Genomic DNA, 2,356 nt, shown 5'->3' with positions numbered 1-2,356 from the left:
GCGCCCGGTGATAGGTGGCGTCGCCGAAGAGCAGCTCCGAGCTCTTGGCTCGCTTGAAGTAGAGGTGGGCATCGTGCTCCCAGGTGAAGCCGATGCCTCCGTGGATCTGGATGTTCTCGGCTGCCGCGTGGAAGTACGCGTCGGAGCAGTAGGCCTTGGCCATGCTAGCGCTGACCGGCAAGTCGTTGTTGTCCTCGGCGGCTACCCACGCCGCGTAGTACGCCGCCGACTTCGCCAACTCGACTTCGACGAGCATGTCAGCGCACTTGTGCTTGACTGCCTGGAAGGAGCCGATCGGACGACCGAACTGCACCCGCACCTTCGCATAGTCGACCGTCATCTCGAGCACCCGCTGGGCGCCCCCGACCATCTCGTTGGCCAGGCACACGGCAACCTGATCGAGCGTCTTCACGAACGTGGACCAGTCGGCTCCATCCCCCCCGAGACGTCGCGCGGGGACATTGGCAAACTCCAGGTGCGCCTGCTTGCGCGTGAGATCCATGGTCGGCAGCAGCTGACGGGTGAGTCCTGGGGCATCCCCCTCGACCACAAAGAAGCAGATCCCCGCGGGCCCCGAGGTCCCGACCTCGCGTCCGACCACGACGATCCGATCGGCCACGTGACCGTCGAGGACGAACATCTTCGCCCCGTTCAGCACCCAGGAATCACTGGACTGGGTGGCCTCCATCGTGATGCCCTCGGCGTCCCACTTCCCGTTCGGTTCCGTGAATGCCACCGTCGCGACGGTCTCACCCGAGGCAATGCCGGGGAGCAGCTCAGCGCACTCGGACGGGGTGGCGACGTCGAGGATCGTATTGGCCGCCAGACACACCGTCGAGAAATATGGAGCGCAGAGCAGGACTCGTCCCATCTCCTCGAGCACGATGCCGAGTTCAACGAAGGTGAAGCCCTGCCCGCCGTACTCCTCAGGGATGTGGAGGCTGGAGAGGCCCAGCTCGTCGGACATCTGCTTCCAGACCGCCGGATCGTAGCCCTCGGGCGTCTCCATCAGGCGACGGACCTCTGTCGAGGGAGACTTCGCCTCCATGAACTTGCGAACGGCCTCGCGTAGCTGGTCCTGCTCCTCCGAGAATCCAAGTTCCACCGGTGCGCTCCTTCTGGACGAGAGTCACGACACAAGCCAACTTTATCGCCCCTCGGGACAGATCCTTTAGTACATCCCCTGGATATCTTCAGTAGAATCTGTCGGACGGCCTTGGCGACCCAGAACTCTTGGAATAGTACCCGGCTCTGCTGGCTCAATCCCTACGATGAACCAACGCCGGCGATCTCTGTACCCAACATGATCAAGTGAGCCGGCGATCTCTGTACCCAACATGATCAAGTGAGTTGATACGAGGAGAACATTATGCCCGAGGCAGTGTTGGTAGCGGCCGCCCGTTCCCCGATCGGCCGGGCGTTCAAAGGATCGTTCGTGGACTATCGGCCTGACGACTTGGCTGGCTTCATCGTCAAGGACCTCTTGAGGAAAGTCCCGGCGCTCGACCCGGCTGATGTCGTGGATGTGATCTTCGGCTCGGCTGTGCAGGTAGGGGAGCAAGGCATGAACGAAGCGCGTAACATCGCGTTGCTCGCGGGGCTTCCGGATACCGTGCCGGGCACGAGTGTGAACCGTTTTTGCGCGACCTCGCTGCAGAGTATCCGGAGCGCGTTCCACGCCATCAAGGCGGGTGAGGGCGAGATCTTCATTGCTGGTGGTGTGGAAGGAGTGAGCCGCACGGCAGGAAGGGGTTTCGAGGCGGGTGATGCCAATCCTCGGTTCACCGACGAATCCCGAGCTGATTTCGTGAATCACGTCTACATGGCGATGGGTTTGACCGCCGAGAATGTCGCGGAACAGTTCGATGTGAGCCGCCAACGCATGGACGAGTTCGCAAAGCTCAGTCAGGACCGCGCTGTCGAGGCCCAGAAGAACGGGTTCTTCGAACGGGAGATCACGCCCGTCGAGCTACCCAACGGGACGGTGGTCAGCCAGGATGACTGCCCACGTCCGAACACGACGCTGGAGAAGCTCGCAGCGCTTGAGCCCGCGTTCAAGCCGGACGGTCGGGTAACTGCCGGGAACGCCTGTCCGCTCAACGACGGTGCCGCCGCGGTGCTGATTATGTCAGAGGATCGCGCTCGTTCCCTGGGTGTGATACCGCTGGCGCGCATCGTGGCCAGCGCGGTATCAGGCCTCGCCCCCGAGATCATGGGTGTCGGACCGATCGAGGCCGTGCGCAAGGTGCTCGTGCATGCTGGGATGACGATCGGTGACATCGACGTCGTGGAGCTCAACGAGGCATTTGCCGCGCAGGTGTTGCCGGTCTGCGAGGAGCTAGGCATATCAATTGAC

2 protein-coding genes are annotated in these 2,356 nt (G+C 62.4%); one reads left to right on the top strand and one right to left on the bottom strand.

Features of this window, described 5'->3' with window-relative positions; genetic code table 11:
* Window positions 1-1,105, bottom strand: a 1,105-nt coding sequence (locus B9L22_RS19505) for an acyl-CoA dehydrogenase family protein (RefSeq protein ID WP_086151588.1), incomplete at its 3' end; no start/stop codon positions are given.
* Between the two features lie 264 nt (window positions 1,106-1,369).
* Between B9L22_RS19505 and B9L22_RS19500 the strand changes: the two genes are divergently transcribed.
* A partial coding sequence (locus B9L22_RS19500) for an acetyl-CoA C-acyltransferase (RefSeq protein WP_086151587.1) occupies window positions 1,370-2,356 on the top strand: 987 nt, incomplete at its 3' end.

This window comes from Cellulosimicrobium sp. KWT-B (assembly GCF_002127155.1).
GTDB classification, from domain to species: Bacteria; Actinomycetota; Actinomycetes; order Actinomycetales; family Cellulomonadaceae; genus Cellulosimicrobium; species Cellulosimicrobium funkei.
The sequence above is the reverse complement of the archived record's forward strand: the minus strand, read 5'-3'. Positions and strand labels throughout refer to the sequence as shown.